This is a genomic window from Hymenobacter perfusus, from assembly GCF_003944765.1.
Classification (GTDB): Bacteria; Bacteroidota; Bacteroidia; order Cytophagales; family Hymenobacteraceae; genus Hymenobacter; species Hymenobacter perfusus.
On record NZ_RWIU01000012.1, the window covers coordinates 53,539 to 79,806 of the forward strand.

Annotated in this window: 22 protein-coding genes and 3 pseudogenes; 12 read left to right on the plus strand and 13 right to left on the minus strand. The window is 58.9% G+C overall.

The window, feature by feature from the left end; genetic code table 11:
• Window positions 1-509: 509 nt before the first annotated feature.
• Window positions 510-1,151, plus strand: a complete 642-nt coding sequence (locus tag EI293_RS21745) for an AAA family ATPase (RefSeq protein ID WP_125440665.1) — start codon at window positions 510-512, stop codon at window positions 1,149-1,151.
• A gap of 1 nt (window position 1,152) precedes the next feature.
• Entirely contained in the window at window positions 1,153-1,467 is a 315-nt protein-coding gene (locus EI293_RS21750) for a hypothetical protein (RefSeq protein WP_125440666.1), read from the plus strand.
• Window positions 1,468-1,722: 255 nt separating this feature from the next.
• Here the strand turns inward: EI293_RS21750 and EI293_RS21755 are convergent, their stop codons facing one another.
• On the minus strand, window positions 1,723-2,910 hold the full coding sequence (locus EI293_RS21755) for a replication initiation protein (protein ID WP_125440667.1): 1,188 nt from the start codon (window positions 2,908-2,910) through the stop codon (window positions 1,723-1,725).
• Window positions 2,911-3,808: 898 nt separating this feature from the next.
• Here EI293_RS21755 and EI293_RS21760 point away from each other — a divergent pair.
• Together EI293_RS21760 and EI293_RS21765 are read left to right on the plus strand one after the other, a co-directional pair.
• Entirely contained in the window at window positions 3,809-4,495 is a 687-nt protein-coding gene (locus EI293_RS21760) for a recombinase family protein (protein WP_125440668.1), read from the plus strand.
• Window positions 4,496-5,029: 534 nt separating this feature from the next.
• Window positions 5,030-5,617, plus strand: a complete 588-nt coding sequence (locus EI293_RS21765) for a Fic/DOC family protein (protein WP_125440669.1) — start codon at window positions 5,030-5,032, stop codon at window positions 5,615-5,617.
• Between the two features lie 430 nt (window positions 5,618-6,047).
• On the opposite strand, the pseudogene EI293_RS22700 reads toward EI293_RS21765, so the two are convergent.
• The 3 genes and pseudogenes from EI293_RS22700 to EI293_RS22705 form a co-directional block, all read right to left on the minus strand.
• Window positions 6,048-6,371 (minus strand): annotated as a pseudogene (locus EI293_RS22700) (transposase); the annotation flags it as partial.
• Between the two features lie 264 nt (window positions 6,372-6,635).
• Window positions 6,636-6,941 (minus strand): hypothetical protein, encoded by a 306-nt coding sequence (locus EI293_RS22450; protein ID WP_246010772.1) that lies wholly within the window; start codon window positions 6,939-6,941, stop codon window positions 6,636-6,638.
• Window positions 6,942-7,228: 287 nt separating this feature from the next.
• A pseudogene (locus EI293_RS22705) lies at window positions 7,229-7,465 on the minus strand (transposase); the annotation flags it as partial.
• An 850-nt stretch (window positions 7,466-8,315) separates the two neighbouring features.
• Between EI293_RS22705 and EI293_RS21995 the strand changes: the two are divergent.
• From EI293_RS21995 to EI293_RS21785, 3 genes and pseudogenes are all read left to right on the plus strand, one after another.
• Window positions 8,316-8,468: a transposase gene (locus EI293_RS21995; protein ID WP_148103290.1), complete on the plus strand. Its 153-nt coding sequence runs from the start codon at window positions 8,316-8,318 to the stop codon at window positions 8,466-8,468.
• A 133-nt stretch (window positions 8,469-8,601) separates the two neighbouring features.
• A pseudogene (locus EI293_RS22710) lies at window positions 8,602-8,712 on the plus strand (IS3 family transposase); the annotation flags it as partial.
• Between the two features lie 37 nt (window positions 8,713-8,749).
• The gene (locus EI293_RS21785) at window positions 8,750-9,316 is read left to right on the plus strand and encodes an IS3 family transposase (RefSeq protein ID WP_125440672.1); all 567 of its coding nucleotides are present in this window, start codon (window positions 8,750-8,752) and stop codon (window positions 9,314-9,316) included.
• Window positions 9,317-9,631: 315 nt separating this feature from the next.
• Here the strand turns inward: EI293_RS21785 and EI293_RS21790 are convergent, their stop codons facing one another.
• Window positions 9,632-10,489: an alpha/beta fold hydrolase gene (locus EI293_RS21790; protein WP_125440673.1), complete on the minus strand. Its 858-nt coding sequence runs from the start codon at window positions 10,487-10,489 to the stop codon at window positions 9,632-9,634.
• An 8-nt stretch (window positions 10,490-10,497) separates the two neighbouring features.
• Window positions 10,498-12,267, minus strand: coding sequence for a caspase family protein (locus EI293_RS21795; protein ID WP_125440674.1), 1,770 nt, complete (start codon window positions 12,265-12,267; stop codon window positions 10,498-10,500).
• 384 nt (window positions 12,268-12,651) lie between these two features.
• On the opposite strand from EI293_RS21795, the gene EI293_RS22200 reads away from it, so the two are divergent.
• Together EI293_RS22200 and EI293_RS21800 are read left to right on the plus strand one after the other, a co-directional pair.
• On the plus strand, window positions 12,652-12,822 hold the full coding sequence (locus EI293_RS22200) for a hypothetical protein (RefSeq protein WP_170170493.1): 171 nt from the start codon (window positions 12,652-12,654) through the stop codon (window positions 12,820-12,822).
• An 87-nt stretch (window positions 12,823-12,909) separates the two neighbouring features.
• On the plus strand, window positions 12,910-14,568 hold the full coding sequence (locus EI293_RS21800) for a hypothetical protein (RefSeq protein WP_125440675.1): 1,659 nt from the start codon (window positions 12,910-12,912) through the stop codon (window positions 14,566-14,568).
• Window positions 14,569-14,667: 99 nt separating this feature from the next.
• Here the strand turns inward: EI293_RS21800 and EI293_RS21805 are convergent, their stop codons facing one another.
• Window positions 14,668-19,695: an ATP-binding protein gene (locus EI293_RS21805; protein WP_125440676.1), complete on the minus strand. Its 5,028-nt coding sequence runs from the start codon at window positions 19,693-19,695 to the stop codon at window positions 14,668-14,670.
• 353 nt (window positions 19,696-20,048) lie between these two features.
• Window positions 20,049-20,846 (minus strand): IS5 family transposase, encoded by a 798-nt coding sequence (locus EI293_RS21810; RefSeq protein ID WP_394343423.1) that lies wholly within the window; start codon window positions 20,844-20,846, stop codon window positions 20,049-20,051.
• Between the two features lie 245 nt (window positions 20,847-21,091).
• On the opposite strand from EI293_RS21810, the gene EI293_RS21815 reads away from it, so the two are divergent.
• On the plus strand, window positions 21,092-22,438 hold the full coding sequence (locus EI293_RS21815) for a T9SS type A sorting domain-containing protein (RefSeq protein ID WP_170170494.1): 1,347 nt from the start codon (window positions 21,092-21,094) through the stop codon (window positions 22,436-22,438).
• 313 nt (window positions 22,439-22,751) lie between these two features.
• On the opposite strand, the gene EI293_RS21820 is transcribed toward EI293_RS21815, so the two are convergent.
• The 5 genes from EI293_RS21820 to EI293_RS21840 all read right to left on the minus strand — a co-directional run bounded on the left by EI293_RS21820 (window position 22,752) and on the right by EI293_RS21840 (window position 25,059).
• Window positions 22,752-23,102 (minus strand): hypothetical protein, encoded by a 351-nt coding sequence (locus EI293_RS21820; protein ID WP_125440679.1) that lies wholly within the window; start codon window positions 23,100-23,102, stop codon window positions 22,752-22,754.
• 104 nt (window positions 23,103-23,206) lie between these two features.
• Window positions 23,207-23,719 carry a zeta toxin family protein gene (locus EI293_RS21825; RefSeq protein WP_125440680.1) on the minus strand — a complete coding sequence of 171 codons (513 nt, stop codon included), beginning with the start codon at window positions 23,717-23,719 and terminating at the stop codon, window positions 23,207-23,209.
• Entirely contained in the window at window positions 23,719-23,946 is a 228-nt protein-coding gene (locus EI293_RS21830; RefSeq protein ID WP_073112424.1) for a hypothetical protein, read from the minus strand. The genes EI293_RS21825 and EI293_RS21830 overlap by 1 nt, the downstream gene beginning before the upstream one ends.
• Window positions 23,947-24,096: 150 nt before the next feature.
• Window positions 24,097-24,603 carry a hypothetical protein gene (locus tag EI293_RS21835; RefSeq protein ID WP_125440681.1) on the minus strand — a complete coding sequence of 169 codons (507 nt, stop codon included), beginning with the start codon at window positions 24,601-24,603 and terminating at the stop codon, window positions 24,097-24,099.
• 54 nt (window positions 24,604-24,657) lie between these two features.
• A complete protein-coding gene (locus EI293_RS21840; RefSeq protein ID WP_125440682.1) occupies window positions 24,658-25,059 on the minus strand; it encodes a hypothetical protein in 402 nt (133 codons plus the stop codon).
• A 192-nt stretch (window positions 25,060-25,251) separates the two neighbouring features.
• On the opposite strand from EI293_RS21840, the gene EI293_RS21845 reads away from it, so the two are divergent.
• Window positions 25,252-25,413, plus strand: a complete 162-nt coding sequence (locus tag EI293_RS21845; protein WP_170170496.1) for a plasmid recombination protein — start codon at window positions 25,252-25,254, stop codon at window positions 25,411-25,413.
• 390 nt (window positions 25,414-25,803) lie between these two features.
• Window positions 25,804-26,268, plus strand: a 465-nt coding sequence (locus tag EI293_RS21850; protein WP_148103291.1) for an aldo/keto reductase, incomplete at its 3' end; no start/stop codon positions are given.

Below are 26,268 nucleotides of genomic sequence, written 5' to 3' on the forward strand. Positions count from 1 at the left end.
CCTGCCCGCCACGACGTAACGTTGAAAAAGGACCCAGGGATGTATTTCATTCAGCGGGCCGGCCGGCCAGTAGTCGTTCACCTTCGCCTGCCGATAGCTTCCTGGGAGGCCAATGCTACGGCACTGGTACCAGCCAAGACCCGATAACTCCTGAACCAAGCCCATTAGATGCGAGGCAGTATACCCACTTTCTCCGCAGTTACAGAATGGTTACCGGCAAAGCGCAGCTTTTCCTGACAGGAGTACAGTCTTGTTATGAAGCGCTGATTTTACACCTTAAAACACGTGTAGAAATACACTTTTTATCTCACCTGTAATTACACCCGTATTGATGCTTTGTTTTATTTAAGTCATCCTGTATAATTGCACCTGCTAGCAGCTGTTAAAACAGGTTTTGTTCAAGGTTAAGAAGCACACCTTTTTCTACACCTTGAATATTATTTTCATTTCTTTGCGGGACACACCTTGTATAACACCTTCTTTCACACCTATAAATCAACAGTAATCATATGGTAATCACCGTAGGAGGAATAAAAGGTGGAACTGGCAAATCTACTATCTCCACTAATTTGGCAGTCTGGCTTTCCCGCCAAGGGCATGATGTTTTACTGGTTGACGCGGATGAGCAGGAAAGCTCATCTGACTTTACTGCGTGGCGGGGAGAAACGAGGAATGGAGAATTGGGCTACACTTTGGTGCAGTTAACCGGCGCACTTGTTCGTCGCCAGGTAGAACTGCTTAAGCCTAAGTATACCCACATCATTATTGACACAGGGGGGCGGGATACATCCAGCCAACGAGCAGCACTGTTCGTGTCTGATCGATACCTGTTACCATTCGCGCCCCGTTCGTACGAAATCTGGACACTCTCAAAAGTCCTGTCTCTGCTCTCCGAAGTACAGGACGTGCGGACCAGTCCTTTACAGACTTTTTCGTTTCTGAATAAGGCTGATACGCGGGGAATAGATAACGCAGAGGCGATGGAGGTACTGCGAGAGAACGAAGAACTCAATTTCGTGGACTTTCCGGTTGTCAACCGCAAGGCATTTGCTACGGCAGCCAGTAAGGGCTTGTCTGTGTTTGAATACACCCCGACGGATGAGAAAGCCGTTGCCGAGCTTAACGTATTATTTCGCCACGTCACGCACTAGTATGGCTATCTCTAAGCCCCCAGTTCGCAAAGCGCCCGCAACAATACCTGCCGTACCGGCTGCGGATGAAAAGAAGATTGAAGCCGTCATCAACCGGGGAAGTTCATCGCTGACTTCTGAAGTGACTGAGGTCAAACTCAAAAACTTCAACATTAAGCTCCCTGCTTCTACTCTAACAGTCATTGATGAGTTGAGGGCAAAGCGCCCCCGTAGGCCGACCAGCCCAAAGTTGGGAATCTCAACGCAGGACTGGCTTCTGGAAGCAATCCAAGAGAAGATTCAGCGGGAGCAGAAAAAGTACGGAAAGCACATATAGCTCATAACAAATAGGTGTGTACTTACACCTATATATAGGTGTAAGTACACACCTATTTTAATACCTAAATTTAGGATCTGAAATAGGTGTATTTTATTATCATAATGTGCTCATTATCTTTTGCTTACTTCTCATTATATTAGAGTAATTCATATATACTTATTAGTTTACATGCAACAGCATACGAGTTCGAACTTACAACAAGAATAAAATTTCTATTCTAGTAGGGGAGGAAGCGGATTCTAACAGATGGACTCAGGGCTTAATCAGCCACTGGATACCCTGCGCATCAGTTTCCTGGCGGAAGCCGGCAGAAAGCCACACCCTGGCTACGTTCTCCTCAAATGTCTCGTCCGGAATAAGCTTACGCTGTTGCATCGTCTCGTACATGGCGTGAATATCGTCGAGTGTGTGCCGCTCCTGTAACGATAACACCGGCTTGGCTGGCCCACGCGTCGGCTCTTCTGCTCTGCCTCTGCGTACTTGGCGACGGTAGTCTTCCAGCAGATACCCCTCGACTAACGACTTATAAATAGCTCCTCCCACCTTCTTTACCTTCCCGGCTGCCGCCTGCCGTCGAACATACGCTACCACAAAATAGATGTAACCTTCGTCGTAGTACCCGTTCTCCAGCTGGGTCTTGATACTCGCCAAGCTTTTAACTGCGATTCCGGCCTCCAGCAGCGTAGCTTCCCAGTCAGTTTCAGGGACCGGATGAACTGGTAGAGCGGTGCCGGTGGGCTTGAATAAAAAGCAGATGTGTGTGATTGTGCGGCCCTGCTTTTCCAGTACGTACGTGAATGCCATGTCTGTCTGGGCCAGTTCACTCTTGGCCCGATCTAGGATGCGCGCTTTGAAGTTGGTGAACCGATCATATTCCTCCTCTACCCCGAGAATACTTTTAAGATCTGCTACTGCCATCACCCGCTTGCCGAAAGCGGCATACTCCCGCAGCAGCAGGTAGATACGGTAGGCGTTGCTGCTTTTAAGCTTTAGCAGTTCAGTGAGCTGCGCCTTGGTAAAGTTTTCCCGTAGCTGCAGCAGGTAGGGCATCAGCAGATCATTGAAGCGGGCCTCCACGACGCCTTCGCGATGCTTATACTCAGCAAAGGCCAGCAGGGGCAGAATGGAGAAATCGGGCTTGTTATTGCGACGGGCAGTAGCATCCAGCTTCTCAATCAACAAGGTACGGGAAGCAAAATGCTTAAGGGTTTTGCGTACCAGATCGTATGTAGAGTTGCTCGAGCTATGCGCCATGAGCTCCCGTACCGGGATCTGGCACACTTGAAATTGCGTATCGTCCCGGCCGATACGACTAAGTAGCGCCAGAAACAGACGGGACTCAGTAGTGTTGAGCTCAAAGCGGGCATTAATCAATGCATTGTGCTGGACAATCAGGGGATGTACCGCGTTGTCTACCTTTACCAAAGCATTCTGTTTCATAATGCCAAGCTAAGCATCTGCATCACATTATGCTACACATTATGCATAATGTAGTCATATACCCCCTTTTTTGTAGGCATATCAAGCATTGATAAGCCCTTTCTGGTAGTTACATCACCCTCTTTTTGTAGCAACTCACCCCTTTCTGGTAGTCATATAACCCCTTTTTTGTAGTAATCTAAGTGTGTAAATAAAAGATTTTCAAATAGTTATGAGCCAAGTAAACTAAGTAAACTTCTTTAAAAGAAGAAAACAACTAGTTTCTTGAGTCGTTTTTTTGAGTGAAAGTAAAAAGTTGTCAGAAGGCAATGCTTTGAGTTCGTTAGGAGCCCATGAGTTGTAAACGAGAAGTAAGGGTGACCCCTTTTTTGTAGTCATATATCTTAGGCAAAGGGATACTTGACTTACCGACAAGTAGTTAGTGGTACAGCGAATGCTGAAAGGGAGACCCTCTTTTTGTAGTCATATGGGCTGGTGTTTTTTTTCTGCAGCCGCAATGGGCAGTAGGGAAGAAGTAGGTGAGGTAAGGGCTATAGCATATGACTACAGAAAAGGGGTTGTAGTGTTAGTTGTTCCTGTATTGCTTGGGTAGAAATCAGGAAAATATAGCGCTACAAAAAAGGGGTGACGTTGACAGGAAATTCAAGTGAAGCAAACGTAAGCTCAAGGATAGACTTCCAGGGTATAACAAGCTGCAAGTGGCCCGGCAGAAGGTTCCTTCGCCTCTGCATACGTAGTCTGTTTTAGTATATCTCACCAGTTGCGTTTGTGCTAAAATAGACTCTGTGCAGTAAGGTCGAATTATGGTTTTATACTGTTTGGATGACATGGAGAGAAGTGATTTATCATTTTATAAACGGGCGTTTGTAAAATGATAAATCGGTGATAATTTGCTGCCATGAAGCAGTACGTTGCTTATTACCGAGTCAGCACCACCAAACAAGGCATCTCCGGGTTAGGACTGGAAGCCCAGCAGTATGCAGTGGCCCAGTATGCCCGTGCCCCGGCGCAAGTGCTGGATCATTACACAGAGGTGGAGAGTGGCAAGAAAAATCAACGGCCGCAGCTGCTGACCGCTATTGCACACGCTCGTCGGGCTAATGCTACCCTGCTCATCGCCAAACTTGATCGTCTTTCACGTAACGCCGGCTTCATCTTTGCCCTCCGCGACTCGGGTGTGGATTTCGTCTGCTGCGATATGCCCGACGCCAACACACTGACCGTAGGCATTTTTGCTGTCCTGGCCCAGCACGAGCGGGAGCTGATCAGCAAACGGACCAAAGAGGCACTGGCTGCTCTTAAAGCCCGAGGGGTAGCGCTTGGAATGCCCGTTAACCTGACAGTTGATGCCATTCGGTACGGTCAGGCGGTGCGTCAGCAGAACGCCCGGGAGAATAAGGAAAATCGGCAGGCGACTAGGTTGGCCGTTTTACTCCGCCAACAGGGGCATACACTACAACAGATCGCTCAGGAATTAACGAATGGGGACTACCGCACACGCCGGGGTAAAGAATTCAGTGCAACTGCGGTGAGACGACTACTGAGTCGTTGGACTGCTGTTGCGGATGAGAGTGTGTCAGGATAGAAAAGTCTGATGGTTTTTCTTCTCAGCAACGGGATCAAGTTCATCAGCTTGGAAAAACATCAACAACTTGGAGTATTGAAAGACCTATATCAGCCCCCGAATCTATTACTTATGCTATTTTTTTTAGTCTTACTAAATAATGAATTTTTTACACCGATAAACACCTTATATTTAACTCTATGATGAAATAGTTTCCATTCACCTTTTACCCTACTCAGTATGTCGATCAAACCTGGCCCCAAACCCAACAAGGAAGATGGTACCCCTGATAGAAGAAGAAGAGTTACCCCGGAATATCAACCAAAGCACCCGGATCTGAAGCCGCATAAACATCAGCCAGGTAAGTAAGTAATTCACAGCTTGTAGCTTTGGCGCATCCCTTAAGCCCCACACACCAACTGTCGAGGATTGGTATGTGGGGCTCTTGTCTTGGATTGCTCCTGAGCTTAATGAGTCAGGCTACCGTATGCGCCGCGGTAATATGTCCGTGCAGTGCTTACTTAAGCGCGTGGTCAGCTGTTTACCTTTGCCTTCATGGGACATTATACCGACGCCCCCGAGGATAACCTGCTGGGGATAACTAACAAAGACGCCCTCAATGAACAGGAAGCATTGGGCGTGACCACGGTGGAGCGCTACTTGCTGGAAGAGTTGGATTACCCGGTTGAACTCTCGGTGTTCCTGCTACAGGACCTGCACCGGCGCGCCTTCGGCCATATCTACGACTGGGCCGGGCAATGGCGCACACAGGTGCCCAACGTCGGGGCTTACCTGCCGCCAGCAGCCCAGCGGGTTCCTCAGTTGCTCTACGAGTTCATCGACGAACTGCGCCACCGCCAGCTGCTGTTAGGCCATGAACCCACGCAGGATGAGGTAGCCGGCCTTTTGGCTTATGCGCACCATCGTCTGGTGGCCATTCATCCCTTCACCAACGGCAACGGCCGTACTGCCCGCCTGTTCACCAACCTGCTGGCCTATTCCTATGGCTACGAAGAGGTAGTTCTATACCAGCGGGAGCAAGGCAATGCCCGCACTCGATACTTACACGCGATTCGACAGGCGGATAATTACGACCTGACTTCGCTTCAACAGTTGATCAGCGGCCAGTTGCGGCCCCTGTAGCAGGAGTAAGACGGGTCTGCTCGTAAAGTGCTTCCAGACGCTCAATCGACACGGTCTGCTCTTCAAGGGCCATAGAGGCGTATACGGACCGCACTACCATGGCTTTCACCACGGCGGGATCCTGAAGTTGACGGTAACGCTCACGCAGTTTCATGCTCGAAAGTAAAGTATTACTTTATTTCTACCGGCGGAAGTAGCAGAAAGTTCCTAGGTTTGCCTCGCTCCTCCGGCTTACAGGTGTGTGGGCCGGAGCAGTAGAGCGGCACCTATTGTAACAACAGCCCCCACCCGCACGCGAGTGGGGCTGTTTGTATGTGCTGGCATACTACCAGATTAGCAACCCGAAACACGAAGTATAGGCTCTGATTCGGAAGATACCTGCTTCAGTCGAGGGTTCACTTATAAAACCGTGGCTGTTGCAGAACTCGGGTTACCTAGTTGCCCTGGCCCGGAAGCGCGGTGCCGAAACCCACATGGCCGCTGCGAAACGGCTCTTTCGCCGCTGATTGCTCCTTTTAGCGGCTACAAGCGGCTGTGGCAGGGCCATGGCGGCGCTCACTTGGAACTGCGGCTGGCACTTGAGCAGCTTTTTCAGGTTGTAGGCGACGGCCGTAAGCAGCATGGTTTTGTGGGCCCCAGCGTGGCCCCTGACGTTCATTCGCCGCAGGCCGTAGTGATGAATCAGGTTGCCGAAGACGGGCTCCACGGTGCTTTGGCGGACCCAGCGTATGCGTTGGCTCCGCCGGCTCTGCTGGCGCTGCCAGGCCCGGCTCTACAGGGCGTCGTAAATCGTGCGGGTGAGTTGCTTGCGCTTAGCCCCGGGCACGCAGGTGGGCTTCAAGGGGCACTGCTAGTAGTCTTGACAGGTGGCCCAGTAGATTGTAAGCCACTGGCCGTCGGTGGTGGTGTCGTACTTGCGAAAGGGCAGCACCTTGCCCGCCCGACAGTGGTAGACGTCTTGCGGAGCGTTGTAGGTAAAGCCCTCGATTTCGGCCTTATACTGGCAAAAGACCGGTACTCAGGCCGTCACCGTGTGCTCTTCGAGCAGAGCATAGTTCGAACCGTTGGCGTAGCCCGCATCAGCCAACAGGTCGCGTAAGCACAACTCGTTAGCGCCCAAGCGCCCCTGCAGCCCGATGAGCAAGCGGGGCAAATGCAAGCTATCGCGGCTGTCGGCAAAATCTGCCTGCACGTGGCTGATGACGCCGCAGGCCGTGTCCACAGCCAGGCTGCAGAGGTAGTTGAGGTCCCGGTCCTTGCCGGGCTTGATGGAAATGCGCGCGTCGGGATCGGTGGGGCTATACTGCGTCTTGTTGCTGAGCAAACGCGCTTTTTCGTGCTGCGCGCCCAGGGCCCAGGTTCGGCCCGACGTTTGGCTTGCCAGGCGGCTTCGCGGCGCAAGTGATGTGCGGGCGCCGTGATAAGGGGCGGCGCCGACGGTGCCCGACGTGGCGGGCCTGCGCCGGCCCGGTATGGTGCTTGGGGCTGCTGTGCCTGCTTTTCGGCCAGGCTATCCAGCGAGGCGTTGGCCTTGACGGGGGCCGAATCGACGGCCGGCGTGTCGCCCGCTACTAGGCCCCGGGCCACGCACTGGGCAACGACGTGGTCGAACAGACGCTCGAAGACAGCGGCCGGAAACAGCGGCCGCGTATGGCTCACGGCCGAGTGCCAAGGCAATTGCTCGTCTAACCAATAGCCCAGAAACCAGAGGATGTCCAGCCGCAGGGCGCAGCCCACGACCAGGCGGCGGTCGCTGACCAGGTTTTCAAGCCGGTCCACCAGCACGAGCTTAAAGAACACGACCGGGTCGAGCGAGGGCTGCCCGGTGTGGCTGTAAAGTGCCTGCATTTCCGAGTAGAGAAACGACCAGTCGACGAGCTCGGCCAGCCGGCGGCAGAGATTATGGGGCGGTACCCGCTCGCTAAGCCAAAAGCGGACCACCTCTTTATCAAGAAATCATTTCTTGCCTTGCATCTTCCCGCTACGAATTCAGGACCTTGCCGGCTAGCACTTCTGCAACAGCCACGACCATTTTATTGAACAAATAGCACCAATAGCCAATGTTCTATGGACACTGATGGACATCCCTCTTAAAGGTGAATCAGCACTCGAAACACTGCATTGATCGGATGCACGTGTCCTATCTATTAAACTGAATCACAACGGGTGCCAGAACTCAGTTGCGTAGCCAATGGCAACCACGGTACCCGGTCCGCTCACCCGTCCGAAGAGTACTTGCCAATCAAAAGAAAGCACAGAGGGTGTGCTAATCTTAGTACTTTATTGCGACCTTCACCCTGCTTTGCGACGGGTGTTGTCTGTGGATAAGCGATCTGTAGCTGTACTGCAAGCCGGTCATATTACCTTTTTTCCTTTCCTATCGAATAACGTTTATTCCTGCTGTTCATGGTATCTCGTATTGCAACCGGGTTGTTCGCCCGGTTTGCCCGGCGGGTGTGTGCCCCCCACTGGGGAGTGCTTGGCCACCTGGCCTTAGGTATAGCCGCGCTGCCCGCGCTCGCACAATCCACCCCGCCCGCGCCCACTGCCGGTGACCTGCTGCCGGCGTCTTTGGGGACCTCTCAGAAAACGGAAAATATAGCACGCTAAGGGAATTCACCCTTTTCGTGAACGCGATACGATGAATTGAGGTGGTCTAGTTTAGCCGGACAGAATTAGGACGCATCTTCCTTCTGTTATGACCGCAAAAAAGAGCGGGTCGTCGCCCGATAAACGACGCAAATACGACGAGGCCTTCGAGGCTGAAGCCTTGCGCCTGGCCCGCGAAAGCCGCAGCACCCAGGCCGCGGCCCAGCAGTTGGGCACCAGTCCGAAGTTACTCTATCGCTAGCAACAGGCGCTGGTGGTGGCCGAGGTGGGCAGCCTGGAAGTGGCCCGCGACCCGGAGGTGCGCGTCCAGCGCGTACTACGCTTGGTGCCGGCGGCAGGACCAATCCGTGTCCGAGCCGGTCTAGCAAGCAGCCGTGCGCCACGCGTTTGCGCGACACAGCCAGCGCTACGGCACGCGCCGGCTACGGGCCGAGGTGCAGGCAGAAGGCCACTGCATGGGCCGTTGGCGCATCCGCCGGGTGCTGAAAGTACACGGCCAGCGCCCAGCAGCCGCGCTCGTTCGTGCCCCGCATCACCGATTCGGACCCGGCCGTGCGGGCCGCCCCCAACCGTTTGTTGGGCCAACCGGTCCCCACCGCCCCCAACCGTTTGTTGGGCCAACCGGTCCCCACCGCCCCCAACCGGGTCTGGGTGGGCGACATCACGTACTTGCCCCGCCAAGGCGGCGGCTGGCTCTACCTAGCCGTGTGGCTCGACCGCTGCTCGCGTAAAATTGTGGGCTGGGATGTGCGCGAGACCATGCCCGAAGGCCTAGTCAGCGAGGCCCTGCGCCGCGCCCTGACGGTGCGCCGGCCGCCGGTTGGGCTCGTGGTGCACTCCGGCCAAGGCCGCCAGTACACTGCCACCCGCTTTAAAGACCTGGTCGCTAAACTCGGCGCGCTGCAAAGCATGAGCCGGCGGGGCAACTGCTACGACAACGCCCACGTTGAATCGTTTTGGAGCCGCTTCAAAGCCGAACTGCTCGACGGCGGAAGCTTCCCTGGACTAGAAGAGGCCAAGCTCGAAATCAGCCACCACATCGCCTATTACGACGCCGAACGACGCCATTCCGCCCTCGGCTACCTGTAGCCCAATCACTTCGAAACTCAATTCAAAACAACGTCCCAACTCTGTCCGGCTTAGCTAGACCACCTCAATTTCAGTACAAGACAAACAGTTCAATCTCTTTTGGCGCATTCCCTAGTACGCTCCTGTCACAGCATTGTCTTCTCAAAACCCGCGTGTCAGTAGCCCTCACCCTACACCTCCCAGCCTGCCCAGGCAGCGGTGAAGATAGCTCCGCCCACATCAAATCAGTCAGTAACATGCGATACCCAAGGTAGCATTCTAATTGAGAACACCTCCCACTATTCCTGATTTAAGACCAGCATCGATGATTATCTCTTACCCGCCCTGCAGACCCAGCACTATTCGCTGCGCCACCACTGGGTCGGCGAGGTAGCCTTCGATACCGTGGCGGTTCTCAGTAAAGTTGAGCACATCACCTTTATTCTCGATGGGGGGCGTGACGTTGAAACGCTCCTCATCCAAAGGCACGAGCGCAACCACGTCCCGGTCATCGTAAGCGTTGAACCATTGCCCAATGCAGGGCGGGGACACCAGCGGCGTGGCCAGCTGCTGCTTGATAGCCCGAATACCCAGCGGCGAGCCCACGGTTACCAGTTGCGGGTACCGGGGCGTGGCCAGACGGGTTCGCAGCACATTGTACGCCACCACGCTGCCGAGCGAATGAGCCACGACCACGCACGGGTCATCGCCCAGCGCGGCGGCAATCACTTGGTCTATCTGGGCCCGTACGCCGGCGTACGTCAGGTAAACGTGTACATCCCGCGTAAACGCTTCGATTAATCGGCTGTTGAGGCCCGGGATGTGGTCGAGCCCTCGGACGATGGCCTGCACCCATTCCCAGTTGGCCGGGCCTTTTTGAATGGGCAGGTTGCCGGCTTCCAAGCGGATATCAGAATCCCGCAGCCCGGCACGGGCCGCAATTTCCATGAGGATTTCGCCCTGAAGTGCCTCGTTGGGCGTAGGCATGGCGCCCTTGGCCCGCAGCTCGCGCCCCAGAGGGGTTCCCACCTGCGCAACCAGGCTGGCCAGCAAATCGCCGTAGTAGGGAAACTCCACAACGGTATCCGCCGGCAATTGCACTTGGCCCCGGTCACAGCCGCGGCGGAGCGCCGCCAGCCAGGCCTGCTTGAGCTGCTCGGGTTGCTGGCTGGCCTGGCCTCGGCCGTGTATCATCACTAGTTTCATGGGTTTTCGGGGGGGGATAGCGCGGCAAGGGCAATGGCGACGCCTTCCGCGGTGTAAGTTGTCCACAAGGCCGGCAGCAGGTGAGGCCGTAGCCGGCCGTGCAGCGGCTGGTACAGTGGATTATCAGGGGTAAGCAAGGCCCATCCTTGCGCCAGTAGGGGCGTTTGCGGCACGATAGGAGCGGCCTCAGCGGCTGCGGGGGCTGCCTGATAACGGGAGGTTAGCAGCTCGATATCAAAAAGCAGCGGCAAACTCTGGTCGTGGGCAAGCCGATGCCGTACGGTGAGTACCTCCTGCTGCTTTCCGCGTTGCGCGTAGCCGTAGGCGAGGTAAAGTCCCAGCGTTGGGTCAAATCCGTCGCGGGCTTCCAGCAAGGCAGGTAAGGAAGTCGTGGGGTCAAACTCCCCGTGGCGCGAACGAACCGCTGCCCGCGCTTTTAGCTCCTCCCGTTCGCTGGCACCGGCTTCGTACGCTCGGTAGCGGGCAGCAGACGGCGCCGGCATGTAGTTCACGTTGAGCACTCGTGACTCTGCCACCGTGACGACCCCGATGAAGCCCGGCAAGATGGCGAGCAGGGTACCGGTGCCGCTGCGAAACTGGAGCAACGCGGTTGCCGATGGCAGCTCCTCCCCTACCACTCGGGCGGGGCGTCTGAAGCGAAAATATTCCGCCTCGGGGTCCTGGTTACGTCCGGTCGGGCGGTCAATTTCCCAACCGGGCGCGACAATTATTTCCGAAGCTATACCGACGAGCATGAAACCCGTTTCCGTTTCCGGGGGCAAGCGGTCGGGGTGCCCCCGCAACCGGGCTACTTCCCGCGCAAATTTTACGGCTGCTACCTCATCTGCAACGTCGGCGGACTGCAGGTGAAAGCTGCTGCCGGCCGCCGGCCCCGAGAAACTGCCTTGGCCCTTCATGCCCCGGGAGGCCCGGAAGATGTATTTGAACTCATGGCGGTAGGCCGGTGATGCGGTCCCGGAGAGAGGAGGCAGGGCAACCGCGAAGAATTTGGGGCTGGCGGTTTCAACGCGCACCTGCGGCTGCTGGTTAAGCTGAATGTTGACGGCGGCGGCATCCAGCGGCACCTGTTTCTCCAGGTAAGGCTTCAGGCTGCGCGAGGTAATGATGGACTGGACAGGGGCGCTACCGGGCAAATTTTCGGCCAGCGCACTGCCGGGCACTTGCAAGGCCTTAAGCAGGCAGTCTGTGAATAAGCCCCGGTAGCGAGGCGTGGCCTCCGCCTCCGGCACTTCCCAGGCGGGGTCGCCGGGCCGGGTGGCAAAGAACACATCCACTTCGCCGCTCTGCGGGCCCATCGCCCGATTGGGAAAAATGCTGCCTCCCACCACGCCATTAAGGGGCGCGCTCAGGCCGGCCGAACGGCAGGCGTCCGAGATGAAGATGACGTGCGGAATGCCCGCGTTGCGGGCGTCCTCCACGGAGCGCAGCAAATTGACGGCTTCGTTCGGGTTCTGCGGCGCGCCGGACAGCAGCCAGTATTCCGCGCCGGGTGCCAGCAGCACGCCGTGACCCGAGAAGTACAGCAGCAGCTGCTCGTAAATGCCGGCCTCCACGACGGCCCGGACGGCTTTGAAAATCCGGACCGATTCTACTTCGTCCGAACCCTCGTCCACCAGCAGCGTCACGTCGCAGCCCTGCGCCGTGGCCCAGTCGGCAAAATCCCGGGCTCCCTTCGTCGCGGCCATCAAGGGGGTCATTCCTTCGGCCCGGTTTACCCCGATGCAGATTGCCGCGCGTTTTGCCATGTTTTTTTGCTTGCTTCCGCTGCTTTAATGAACGGGAAGATAAGGATGGTAATCGAACATTACTTCCCCACTCACGCTTGCACAAGACAAAAAACAAACGCCTCGCCATTGGCTTTTAAATCATATTGGTTGCTTCGCGTTTCACAGCCCTTGCATTTGCGATGACCAACGGGGCAGCGGCTGCCCGTTCCTGCTTGCTCTTGCCCCCACTGCCTCCATCGGCCGCAACGGACAGTCCGGCTCACTGGTGGAGCAGGGCAACAAAGGTGACCGGCCGCTTGTCTTTCGCGTAAGAAGCTGTATTATTAGCCCAATTGCTGGCCTACGTTTGAAACGGGCTTTCCAATTGCGTACCTTTGTCGTCCTTTTTGCTCTTCCCACGCCATGCCTACAACTGAAAAAGCCAAACTAGTGATTGAGTTTCGCGGGGATCAGGCCAAGTTTCAGGACCAAGCCTACCGGGAACGTGTGACCCGTGTGCAGCGCACGGCCGATAACCTAAATGAACGCGCCGTGGTGGACCGCGACCGCCTAAAGGTGCGGGCCCGCTTGTAAGCCCAGCTGCATGGCCAGGCCCATGGAAGCGTCCCGGAACGGACGCTTTTTTTGTGCGGAAGTTTCTCGTTTCCACCTTCTCCTCGCGTGACGCAGCCCATTTCCTACTCGGTTCATTCCTTCTCACTCGATACGCTGGCCGAGGCGCTCAGCAACAAACTGGTGGATGCGGCGGCCACCCGGCGCAGCCGGCACTTTCACTATTTTGCCGAGTACCTCGGCCCGGCCCACGACGGGCTGGGCGCCCAGACCGTTTTAGTGGAAGAGCCCTACTTGAGCCAGTCGTTTCTGGCCGACTACGCCGACTATTACGCCCGCGGCTTCACGTCCTATGACCGATTGTGCAAGCGGGTGCATTTCTTTCGCGCCTCCTTCGAACCGGCGGCGCTCGAAGCGGCGCTCATCGACCCGGCCACGGGCGCAGACCTGTGGGATTCCTACCTGGGCTACGTCGTCGTCAAGCCACTGCCTGCCCGGCAAATTGGGGCAACGCTGCTGCGGCCCTACACTCCGGCGGCCGACAAACAGCGCGTGTACCCGGTCCGCCGCCCTTACCCTGTCAACGTGTTGGGCAAGCAGCTCACGGTGGAAACATTAATTTTTCAGGAACAGGACAACAACGTGAGCGCCTGCGCGACAACCGCGCTCTGGATGGCCTTTCACAAGACGGCGTTTCAATTTCAGACACCCCTGCCTTCCCCCTACCATATCACGGCCGCGGCCCGCAACCTGTTTTACCGCCAGGGGCGCACCTTTCCCAGCACCGGGCTCGATCTGACCCAGATTGGCGAAGCCATTCAGGCCGTGGGCCTGGTGGCGGAGTTGCGCACCTACCGGCAGGCCCACGAATGGGGTGCGGCCACCGCCGCGGCGGTAACCGTCCATATGCAGGAGCAGATGCTCGGGGCCAAAGGCTTTATCTACGCCTACCTGCGCCTGGGTTTGCCGGTCCTGCTTTTCCTGCTGCTGGACGGACGGGAAGACCAAGCCCACCTGATAACGGTGACCGGCTACCGGCTGGCCGCGGCCAACGTGTTACCCACCAAGGACATTTCCCTGGCTTCCGACGCGCTGGACCGTCTCTACGCCCACGACGACCAGATGGGGCCCTTCGCCCGCTACAGTTTTACGGAGGACGGCCAGCTGCTCACGCCCTGGCCGGCGGGCTCCGACTGGGAAATGGCTGAGCGGTGGGAAGACCACTGCGTTGGCTCGCTCTACAGCGTGTTCGTGCCCCTGACGGCCGAGATTCGCATCACCTACGAGCAGGTGTTCCGGCAAGTGGGGCTTTTTGAGCAGATTTTCACCGATACCATCAAAGCCCAGTCCGACATCGTGTGGGACATTTACCTCGACTACAGCAACCACTATAAAGATGAGCTGCGCCGCCTACGCCCGGTGGAGGGGGAGCCCCTGCGCCGCATCCTCATCAGCGCCCTGCCCAAGTACGTGTGGGTGGCCCGCGCCACGGTGCAGAAAGAGCCCATTCTGGAACTCGTCTTCGATGCCACGGACCTGCACACGGGCTTTTACTGCCTGCTGGCCAACGTATTCGCCCCATTGCGCGACTCCCTGGCTACCTGGCTGGCGAAGGCATCTTTCCGGCGTCAGCTTCTCGAAGCGCCCGCCTTCGACGCACGCTTTCTGCCGCTGCTGCTCCGCGACCTGGAGCTGACGGCTGACAGCGGGGCTAGCAGCACCGAGGTTGTTGGGCCCACGACGCTAAACGGGTGTTTGGGAATTTGAAAGAACGTCATGATTCGACTGCGCTCAGCATGACGTTTTAAAAGCATTTTCAGCAAAATCCAACCACGCTCTAAATAGGTAGTTCAGCTGCCTACGCCGCTAGTTTTTCCCCACCAACTGGTTCAGCTGCAGCCCCACGGCATGCTGCCGGGCAACCAGCACCCCGAGCAGGATTTTGAACGCCTCAAAAGCCGAGGCATGCTGCCGAAGTTGATTACCGGGTAGCTGCCATACGTGCGTCAGCAAGTCGGCTAGCGGGTCTGCTACTTCTCGCCAGTAAGTGGCGTCAGGCTGGCTATACGTTGCCGGCCGGGCCAGCCATGGCAACCCTTCGAGCACCATGCTGCCGGCGGCCGGCTGCGCCAGAAACCGGGCCAACGCGGCGGCACTGCCCGCATCACCCAGTTGAGCCCGGGCCCACGCGGCCCAGCGGGGATGAAAGCTTTCGGCCAGCGCGCCATGGTGGGCTTGCCAGCGGGTGGTATAGTCGAGCACCAGCAGCGCCCGCCACAGCTCGCCCCGGTGGTGGTACGCCAGCCGGTGGTCCTTCAGCAGCCAGGCGGGGCTATTCTGCGCGTAGTCAATCATTTCCTGCCACACCCGCCGCACCGCCGGATTGTCGGGCTGCCGAAGCGCGAATTGTGTCCATTCGTTCAGAAAATCCTTGACCCACTCGTGGGCCCAGAGCCCCAGAGCCATCACGGGTTCCCACAGTCGCCGGGCTTCGACGGCCGGGAGATCGGCCAACCAACCGGCGACCTGCTGAAACAACCACACGTCCCACTCGTGTAGGTGGCCATCCAGCTCAACCTGGGCTTCTTCGGGCCCGGGTTGCAGGCGCGCCAGCGTATCCACCAACGCTTCTTCCCAGAAAGGCAGCCAGCCAGGTTCGGCCATGGGCGTTGGCAGGCCGGTGTAGGCGGCCACCATCAGCTTTTCGTGAAAGGGGTGCCAATCCAGCTCGCGCCGATGCCCGGCGCTTTCCCAGAGTTGCTTTTTGTGCCGTGGCCGTTTAGGACCAACCACGTCGTGGAGCGCGGGCAGGGCGTTACTCAGGCGCCGCTCCATAAAGGCTGTCAGCCATTCATCGCGCTGGCGGGCGAGCTTCGCTAGCGCCTTCGGAGCGAGCTGATGGTGCGACTTGCCATCCGGGTATTGAACCTGGTACCAGTGCGCAGCGCGTAGCAGCCGCAAATGCGCCGCCCGGTAATAGTCTTCGCCAATGAGGGCCCGGTGGCCGGAAGCCCGCGTTACCAGCCGGCTTACGCACTCCATCGGCGCGGCCAGCATCCACTGCCCTATGGCGCGGCGCACGGCTTCGTCTCCAGGGTGTTCGGCCCAGAGTGCGGCCAGCCCTTCGGCTTGGAAGTCCGTCCAATGCAGGCCCGTTCCGATTTGCTGGTCCAGCTCCGCGTTGCGCTGCTCCCACAGCAGCACAGCGCCGGAGAGGGTAATTTCCCGGCACCAGGCTGCCCTGTGCGGATGCCGGGCCAGCCACGCGCGGCCGCGCAGCAGGCCTATCGCCGCAATGGCGGCCGCTACATCCGCGACGCTGCTAATGGGGGTGGCCTGGGCCAAAGCTTCTGCCCGTACGCTGTCGAGATACTCGGCTTCCGCCCACAGCTGCTCAAGTACCTCATCGCTCAAGGGGCCTTCCGCCGTTTGCTTGAGCATATTGTTTTTGGTGACGGTTGAATACAAAATGCTGTTCAAGCGCTGGGTCGCCTGCCAGTTTTCGTGCTCCTTCCGCTTGGCCGGTACTTCTTGATATTCGGCGTACTGTTCCGTTTCTGAAATCGGGGTAAACGTGTAGTTGGCGATGTCGAAGTACCGGCTGAAGGTTTCGTACGTGTCGGGCATGGTGGTCAGCGCCAGCCGGCCCAGCCACCGTAGGCGCGCTGCCGCGAAATACACTCGGCCCTCGTCTAAGCGGAGGAAATAGTGTTGAGCCAGCTCTTGAAAAGAAATCTTGCGGTGCGGCAGGTTTTTCCATTTGTGCAACTCCTGGCGCCGCTGCTCGGAGCGAATTAGTCCAAAAAAGTCATCGCCAAACCCTCTGCGGCTACACAGCCAACTATCCCACTGCTGCAGCTCCGGCGAGCCCAGCAAGGGCTGCAACACGCCAAGAAGCAATCCCGTGTCGTACTTGGCTACCTGTACCAGCACCCCCAGCAGGGCCACCGACCCGGCGCGCCGCAGCAGGTCTTCAAGCACGCCCGTGATGTCTTCGCCCGCATCGAGCCGATTGTAAAGGTACTTCTCCAGGGCCATGAGCGCCCCAGTCATCACGCCGCTGCTGGGGTGCGCCCCCTGGTGCCAGCCGTACACGTTTGCATTGCCGGTAAAGCTGTGCGTGCCGGCCGGCAGGTCCAGCAGAATGCTGGGCACAACGGAAGGGGCAGGCTCGTCTTTTTCCCGCGCAGCTGGCCAGGGCCGGTCGTCGTGGTCGCTGTCTTCGGCCCACCCGGCCAGCGCCCGCTTCTCCAGCTGCAGCACCAGGTTTATCCCCAGCGCCTCGTCGTGTTCCAGAAACAAGAGGAAAGGGCCATTTTGCGGGAAAGCGCCTTGCCAATCGCGCAGCTTTTCCAGGCCGTAAGTGGTATCAAACTGGTAGGCTTTTCTGGGCTTGGGCTCCTCAATCAGCAGCGCCAGCGCCAGCTCGTAGGCCACCGCCGGCGCGGCCTGCAGCAGGTCTTTCAGGCCCAGGCTTTCGAGGGCGGCTTTTTGCAATTCATTGTCCACGCGCCGGGCGGGCCCTTCGGGCCACTGCGGGCGGGGTGGCCCATCAAAATCAAAGGACTTGCGCACGCCCGCATCAGGGTCGGGCGCGGTGGGGGGCGGCAAGAACCGCGCCGGCCGACGACCAGCAGCTTCCAGTACCAGCTGCGCAACCCGCGACGGCTCCTCCACGGCCGCTTCCAGTACGGCGGGCCACACCGTCTTCCCTAGTCCCCCCGCCCAGAACCCGTACGCTTGCTGCTCTTTCAGCAGCATATCCCCGAGCTCAACAGCCACGACGGCGGCTTCTGCCCGGTAGCGCACACCGTACACCGTGGAGCGCAGCCAGATATGCACCACCTCCGCCACCTGCGGCCCGGCCACGAAGGGAATGTCGTGCCGTTGCTGATACAGAAAAAGCAGCATGTGGGGCCAATACCCCACCACCGGCGTTCGGTACACCGTAGCGGCCCGCTGCAAAAGGGCTGGGTCATCCGGCGACACGAGCTTTAGTATCCGCTCGTTTGGGCGGGTGGCGGCATGCATGAAATGCGTCAGTAGGCGCTTCAGCAGCGTTCCGTCGTCGGCCGTCAGCAAGGGCCACAGGGTGGTTAGGTGCACCACCGGGTCGGCCGCGTACCACGTGGCTTCTAGCAGCAAATCCTGTGCGGTTTGGCCAAGCGGTACCAACGCGGCAAATGCCCGTTTCCAGGCCTCGGCAGTGGGCTGCTCGTCCAACAGCGCCACCCCGTAGAGCCGCACGGCCCGCTGCCACAGCGGCGAGTTCAGCCGTGAATCCGCGCTCAGGTACGCCACCAGGCTGCCCCGCCGGGCTTCCTCGCGCAGCTGCGCCAGCCGCAGCCAGTCCCCGTACAAATCGTGTTCAAATGCCACGCGGCCCGGCTTTTTCACGCACACGCGCTGCTGCACCAGCTCCTCGATGGCTTCGTTGTTCAGCGGCGGCAGCTCGCTGACCGGCAGGGCGTTTTGCCACGTATCGGCCTGGATGACGGCCATGGTCCTGGCGTACACTTCCTGCTTGACCGTGCCCTCCTGCCCCAGATTACGCAGCCACCGCGCCGCCACCGACGCCTCGCCCACCACGTCGTCCAGCCCTTGGTCCAGGGCAATGCTGCGGGCCAGAATATCCAGCATTTTGGGCCGCAGCAGCACGTCGTTCAGGTGCGGCCGCAGTCGCAGCGGGGCCAGCTGCGGAAAGGCTGCCCACACTTGCTCCCGCTCCTCGGGACCGGGCACCCCGATTTCCACTACCCGAAAAGCGCCCAGCGGAATACCATGCCCCAACAGCCGGCTTTGCACCCGGTCCCACTCGTCGCTTACCATCGGAACCAGCAGCTGCCACGGGGTGCCGGGCGCGTCCAGCCGCAGCAGCCTGATGAGCTCGGCCACCACCCCGAACGTGTTGTCGTACACCTTGTCGAGTCGGTCGATAACGCACAAGCCCCGGGCGGCGGTGTTGTTGCGCAGCAAGGTGGCCAGGCTTTCCTGCAGCCCTAGTTCCTGACGCAACCCGGCCAGGGTTTTCCCGCGCAAGCTTTCCGCATCGAGCCAGAGCACCGGCTCTTGGCTGGCCCGTTCCGATAATTCCTGGCGGGCCAGCACCGACTTTCCCGTGCCCGAAGCGCCGCGCAGCACCAGTGCCCGCTGGCTGGCGAAAGCCTCCGTTATGCCGGCGCGCTCGGCTTCCCGGGGCAGCACGAGCCGGCCCCCAATCAGCTCCGGCACCTGCCGCGCCGCGCTTTCTGCCGCCTCCCGCACGCGCGCCCAGTCGGCCCGGTCGTCGGGGTACTCGCGCAGCCGGAAACGGTACCGTAGCTCGTCCGCCAACCGGGCCAGCGTCCGGCTCCCCGCGTGGGGCCGCAACTTTTTCCCAACCGCGCACAAGGCGGCCCACAACTCCGTTGCTTCCGCCGCTGTTTCCGAGACGAGTGCCGCCCGCAGGCGCTGCCGCACCTCTACCACGCGGCGGGATTGCTGCTCCTCAAAGTCAAAGGCCTGCCAAATCAGGCGCGACAGTCCCCAGCCGGTGCGGGTATCTGCCTCGGGGTACCGCTCCACCAAATCGGCGGGACAAGCAAAGCTTTTGTACAGTTTGCGAACCCGCTCGTTCGCCACGTCGGCCAAATCAATTTCCTGCGCCAAGGTAGCCGGGTCCTGCTGCCCGGCCCGATTCAACAGGTCCGACAGGTCACTGGCATAATCCGCGTTGAGCGGGGACGTAATGAACCCTACGAAATCAACGGCGGCATCGAACTTCTCCGGAGGCGTGGTCAGCAGCTGCTCCCAGGCGCTGCGCACGAATTCCGCCGGAAAACCTTGTGCCGTGAACTGCTGGTTGCTCTTGATGGAGCACGCCACGCGGTGGGTTCTACCCGGCGAAGTTTCCACAACCAAAAGCAAATCATCGAGGGGCCAGACGGCAGCCGGTCGTTGGGTGTCGAGCTGGATGACCTTTCCACTTGGCTCTTCAAAAGGGGACTGCCCCATCAGCAAATCTACCAAGAAACAGGCGATAACTTCTTCCTCAAAAATGCCGCCACCGCCACCTGTCTGCTTGGGAGTGGCACTTTTCTTGGGCTTGGGCACTGCCGAAACTGCTTTTGCAGCCGTCCGTACTTTAGTAGTTTTTTTGGCCATGTTATAGTGGAATGTTGCAGGAAGGATGTGATTTAAAAAAGTCGTCAGTTATCAATAACACATTTCGAGGCCAAGTTCCAGCTTTTACTTTTTTGGTTTAGAGCCTATCCGAAAAGTAGGGACTGTTTCCAAACGATGTTGGCACAGGCAAGATGTAGCAGGGCTTCGTAGTTGTCAACCTGCTTCTCCCAGCGGATGAGCAAGCGGCGGAACCGGTTGAACCAGGAATGGGTGCGCTCGACGACCCAGCGGCGGGCGCGGTAGCCCGGTGTTTTACAGAGCGTGGCCTCTTGGTCCCGGCTTTGGATGTGGTCGACGTAACCCCGCTGTTGGATCAGGTGCCGTACGGCCTTTGCGTCGTGGCCTTTATCAGCACAGAAGCCTTGCGGAAACTCGTCGGTATCCGGTGACGGCAACACGGGCATCGAGTCGAAGACGGCCTGCACCTGGATGACATCGGCCACGTTGGCCCCGGTCACGGCCAGACCCACGGGCAAGCCCTGGGCTTCGGTGAGCAGGTGGCGCTTGACACCGCCCTTGCCCCGGTCGGTCGGGTTGGGCCCCACGGCCTGGCCGCCCAGCGGCGCTTTGGTCTGGCAGCCATCCAAGCTCTGAAATGACCAGTCCAGGCGACTTTCTATGTGCAACTCCAACAGCCCCAGTACCCATAACTGGCGAAACACGCCCGCTGCCACCCACCGCTGAAACCGGTCGTGGGCCGTCGAAGCAACCCCCAGGCAGCGCGGCAGCGCCTTCCATTGCAGGCCCGCCCGCAGCACATAAAAGATGGCAAAAAACATCTGCCGGTCACAGACACGCGGCCGGCCCAGCCGGTGGGCCGCCGGCAAGAGCGGCTCCACGGCTGCCCAAAGCGCAGCCGTGGGCAGAAAGTCGGGATGAATGCTAGTTTCGTACTCGGTTGTAGTCGGATAAATGGAACAATGAGCGCGTGGTTACCTCAAAGGTCCGGCCCCTGGCTACAACTTGTTCTTTCCGGATAGGCTCTTAACGTGCTATTTGTTCCGTTTTCTGAGAGGACCCCAACAACGGCGCCAACACGGCGTCGGTGCGCCTGGGTAACAGCCTCGGCCAGTTCAATAAAAATAACGACGTTGATGGGAGCGTCGGAGGCTCGCAGTTTGTAGTTTTGGCCGACGTTGACACCGACGGTACGTTAGATATTCTCGCCACCGGTTTCAGTGCCAATGCGGTGTCGGTGCGCCTGGGTAACGGCAACGGTCGGTTCAGCGGCACCACTACCGTAAGCGTAGGCCGCACCCCGTACACCCTGGCTGTAGGCGACGTGAATGGCGACGGGAAACTCGATCTAGTTACGGCCAACACCGGCACCGACGTCAACACGGCCTCGGTGCGCCTGGGCGACGGCACCGGCCAGTTCAGCGGCTCCACGGAGGTGGGCGTGGACACCGGTCCTTACGACGTCGTGTTGGCCGACGTAAACGCCGATGGCAAGCTGGACCTGGTCACGGCCAACACCAATGGTACGGCGTCAGTGCGCCTCGGCGACGGCCTCGGCGGTTTCAGCGGTACCACGGAGGTGGGCGTAAACTCCGGTGCGTATGCCTTGGCCCTGGGTGATCTGGACGGCGACGGTGACCTGGACCTAGTCACGGCCAACCTAAACGGCACGGCGTCGGTGCGCCTGGGCGACGGCTTTGGCGGTTTCAGCGGCACCACCACCGTGCGCGTGGGTACCGAGGCCCGAGGCGTGATGCTGGGCGACGTGAACAACGACGGCAAGCTGGACTTAGTGACAGCCGACGGCACGGGCTCCAGTAGTGTTTCGGTATGCCTGGGAGACGGGGCGGGCGGGTTTGCCGTTGGTACCACGGTGAACGTGGGCCGAGGCCCCCAAAGCGTGGCCCTGGGTGACCTGGACGGCGACGGCGACCTGGATCTGGTCACGGCCAACCTACGCGATATTGCCATATCGGTTCGCCTCAACAACGGCACCGGCCAAGCCATCCCGCTGCCGGTGCAGCTTACCCAATTCACCGCCCGGCGCACCAGCGCCCGTCAAGTGCAACTGCGCTGGACCACGGCCCAGGAGCTTCAAAACGCCGGTTTTCGCGTGGAAAAAAGCTTCAACGGCCGCGCCTGGCAGCCGCTGGGCTTCGTGCCCGGCCACGGTACCGCCACTGCCCCCAACTCTTACGCCTACCACGACGCCGAAGCCGGCGCCGCCTACTACCGCCTCGTGCAACAGGACAACGACGGGACCCAAACTCACTCGCCGGTGCAGTTCGTGGCCGGCGGCCCCGCCCCGGCCTTACAGCTCTACCCCAACCCGGCCCGCGCCACGGCGCAGCTGCTGGGCGCCCCGGCCGGGGCCGAGGTGCAGCTGCTGAACCTGCAGGGCCAGGTGCTGCGCCGTTACCCGGCCGGCACCACGCAGCTGGAGCTACGCGGGTTAGTAACCGGCCTCTACCTGGTGCACGCCGGCGCCAGTGTCGTACGCCTCGTGGTGGAATAACAGATCCGGTAAAACGGCAGGCAAAGCGCCGCGTTCTTGGTAAGGAACGCGGCGCTTTTGCTGTTGCATGGGCAGGCTTCGCAGCCATTGCAGGGCATCTTGAGTTTTTCCCGGGTGAGCTTTTCCTTCTCATCCTAGTCTTTAACAAGCATTTCCGGGCCGGCGAAGAAGGCTAGAAGATTTCGGCGCCCCCTCTTGAACCTAGAGTCCAGCTGCATCGGCAAAAGGGCGAATTTCTTAACGTGCTATATTCTCCGTTTTCTGAGAGCCCCCTCTATGCAGCACTTGAATAGGGGAGGGGAGAGGGGAGAGGTCAGCGCTCCTGCTGGTCCTGGCCACGCTCAGTTGCCCGGCTCTGCCCGGCCTCCCGCGCCTGGCTTAGAGCCTGGCGACGCTGCTGGTCTTTAGCGCTTTCCATCACTTCACTACCAGACTGCCGGTGCACCGCGTCAAGCGTAGTGCTGATGCGCTCTAGCTCCGGGCTTTTCAAGCTGTACTGCACGTTCAGGTAGCTAACCCGCTGGCCCTGCTCTGACGCTGCAGCGGGCTGCACGTCGCTTACCTGGGCCCCGCTTAGGCGAACGGCCGCTTGTACCGCCTCAGCCTGGCCGCGGGCACCTGGTGCCCGCGCTGCTTCCGTAACCCGGATAGTTGCCTGCTGCATGTTCGCTGCCGGTTGGGCTAACAACTGGTTAACCCGCTCCATCCGTTGGACGTGGGTCACGACACCCTTCACCCACTCCGGCGGTGGTGACTGCAAAGGAGCTATCAGCCCCTTTTCGATGAGCGCACCCGGCTGGTATTGTCTATCAGCTCGATGCGGTCAAATTCCTTATAGTTCTGCTTTAGCAGGGAGAGGGACTGGTGGTACCGCTGCTCAATGATGGCCGGGGGCACGTCGTGCCCGCCCTTGGCTACGCGGCTCAGTACCCGGTCCTGGCACTCGCGCACCGACTCCAGGCTGACGTACACCAACTCAACGCGGTAGCCGGCGGATTTCGCGCCATGAATCAGCTTGTAGTCGTTGATCTGGGCCAGGTTGCTCTCGACCGAGAAAGAAACCCTGCTGTCACGTAGTTCCTTGATGCGCTGGGCGGTCATCGCCTCCACGTCAAAGCCGCTGAGTTGGGGGTTCTGCTGTTTCAGTACGTCGCCGTTCACCTGTTCTACCGATGGACTATGAGCAGCCATTGCATTGAACAAGGTGCTTTTCCCAGCGCCGTTTGGGCCGGCGAACACATAGAGTACTGGTTGCTGCTCCACCGGCCGCGCTTCGCTCACTAGGCTCCTACAGCGTCAAGCAGTAGCCGGCGCGTCTGTGGCTGGGTCAGCGAAACTTCGTACACCTCACCGGTGGCAGGGTATTCGTGCACGTAGCGGCCTTGCTCGTCCCGGTAGGAGAGGAAGGTGTTCGCGGCAGCTGCTTCAGCGCGCAGCTGCTCCCCAATGGATTTCTGAAACTCCGGCGTCGTCAGCTGGGCGAGAAAGTTGGTTACTGGGGAGTTCATGGCAGGAGGCAAAGGGTACACGAATATAACGCAAGCGCCGGTAAAGTAGTGGCATTGTGCTCAAGAAAATGAACGCAGCAACCGGCCAGCATGCATTGAAAGAGGGGAGGGGCAGTTGGGGAAAAAGAAAGGGATGCCTCCGCGACTTACCTACTGGTCCCGCTGCTCGTCGCCGGGATGCTCGGGGTACTCCCCGCTGTCTTGGTTGTCGTCTGGCTCCTCCTGGGGAGGGTACTCCGGTATCCAATCCTGCGCGGTGGCAGTGGCGACTCCCTCGGCCTGGCAGTTGGGCACGGGTTGCGCAAGCTGCTGCGGGGACTGGGGCCGGCGTGGCTCCAACTCGCGGCCAAAGAAATGGCCTAGCGTTACGCCGGGTGCCTGCTTTTGGTACCAGTCAGGCATTTCGTCCGGCTGGCAGATTACGCCTAAGTACCCGTCGGCGTGGAAATAGGCCCGCACGACGGCTGGACCAAAGCCGTTCATGTGAATATGAACGCGGGAGCCGATTTCAGGCACGGCCGAATCTCCCGACCAATCGAGGTTGATTGGCAGGCTCAAGCGGGTTGGATAGCCCAGCCACTGTGGGCAAGGGGTCACGGAATTCAGCCACTGGCAGGGGCTAATCTGGGGCTGCTTCGGCGCGGGGGTAGTATTCATAGCGGTATATTTCCTATTGAGAAAATCAGATTGGGAGCTATCCGGCTGCTGGAGCTAGGCTGCCTGGGCAATCTGGCTGCCGAAAACGCAGTGGGCGCGGGGGTGCATCTTGTGGGCACGTCGGCTGCCGGGGTGGAAGGGCTGGGTCACGAGGCCGATAAAGCCGGCGGCGTGACAGTAGCCCAACACCTTCACCGTTTCGACCTTCCCGCCTTGGTTGGCGCTCACGTACACCCCAATCGGGGGCACCGGCTGCTGGGCCGACCAATGCAGCCCACCCGGTAAAGCTTTCAGGCTGGGCACGGCGGTAAACTCGGGCGTGGCCAGGCGCAGTTGGGCCGCTTCCTGGCGGGCCTGCTCAGTTGCGGCTTTCTTGGCGGCGTGGGTGGCGCGCATGTTAGCCAGACGAGCGGCGGGGATGCGGCGGGCAGGACGGTACAGATTGGTGCTTTTCATGGCTAAAAGGGCGTTTTTCACGTTCTTGCTTATACTTATTAAACATAATGGGCGCACTCTCATTTGCAAAACATACATTTATAAACGCGTGTTTCGCTATTATTATTCAGCCTTTTTCCCCCACAGCCCCTTACTCTGCAAACAGATAGTTGAGGCTACTATGCCGACGACTTGAGGTAACTAATACTCATCGTGTTCAACCCCGTGCTGCACCTTGATGAGCAGACCCCACACATCCACGCTACGGTGGTGCTCATTGACGCGGCCGGCAAGCTCAGCTGCCGGGCGATGCTGGGCGACCGGCAGAAGATGCGCGACATGCAGACCAACTTTGGAGAGCATCAAAAAGTGTGAGGCAATTGGGTTTAGCGCTTACCGGCAGGGCTTCCGCCAACAGTGTTCAAGAGCTTGGTGACCGCGACTGCCCCACACTTTTTGATGCTCTCCTAGCTGCGCACAATTACCAAGGAACTTAATGCGTGAGCGGAGCAGGACTCAATGGCCGCTCTCACCTCCGTAAATTGTTTGAAAAGTATACTAATTCGTTTGATTCCTTTTTTGGGGACGAGCGGGACTACCGGACCTTTGTGGAGCAAATTGGAAGCAGATGAGCCCATCGTGCAAGCAGCCTTGCCCAGCGTCCGGGGAGCATAAATAGCAACCCCGGAGACCGTAAACAGGTAGGCCTATTCATTAGGTAGGTGTCCGATAACCACTTTTAGTCAACCTCTTAAGTAAAAAACCATGCAAACTGTTGAGTTGAACAACGGGGTGAAGATGCCCATCCTGGGTTTTGGCGTGTTTCAGGTGCCCGACCCCATCGAATGCGAAAACAGTGTGTTCGAGGCCATCAAGGCGGGCTATCGGCTGATTGATACCGCCGCCGCCTACATGAATGAGGAGGCCGTGGGCAAAGCTATTCAGCGCAGCGGGGTGCCGCGCGAGGAGTTGTTTATCACTACCAAGCTCTGGGTGCAGGACGCCAGCTACGAAGGGGCCAAGCAGGCGTTTGAAACGTCGCTGCAGAAGCTCGGCCTGGACTACCTTGACCTCTACCTGATTCACCAGCCCTTCGGCGATGTGCACGGCGCGTGGCGCGCGATGGAGGAGCTCTACAAAGAAGGCCGCATCAAGGCCATTGGCGTCAGCAATTTCCAGCCCGACCGGCTCATCGACCTTATCATCCACAACGAGGTGGTGCCGGCGGTG